The organism is Psychromonas aquatilis, from assembly GCF_038155185.1.
In the GTDB taxonomy this organism is placed as follows: Bacteria; Pseudomonadota; Gammaproteobacteria; order Enterobacterales; family Psychromonadaceae; genus Psychromonas; species Psychromonas aquatilis.
Map to the genome: position 1 here is coordinate 1 of NZ_JBAKAZ010000297.1, position 226 is coordinate 226.

The following is a 226-nucleotide window of genomic DNA, read 5'->3' on the forward strand; positions in this document are numbered from 1 at the left end:
ACTTAAGGATTAAGAGGGGTGACTTTGTCTCTTTCATTGGCCCTTCTGGTTGCGGTAAAACAAGCCTATTAAGGGTGATTGCAGATCTAGAACGACGAACTTCGGGGACCTTAAAAGTTAACGGCACCGATGCAGAAGATGCACGTTTAAATCGTTTATATTGGTATGTTTTCCAAGCCCCAGCGTTATTACCTTGGCGTTACATTGAACAAAACTGCGCGCTACC

Annotated in this window: 1 protein-coding gene; it reads left to right on the plus strand. The window is 44.2% G+C overall.

Translation table 11 applies throughout. The annotated features are described in order from the left end of the window. On the plus strand, positions 1-226 hold a 226-nt coding region (locus V6256_RS15635; RefSeq protein WP_341599150.1), incomplete at both ends, for an ATP-binding cassette domain-containing protein.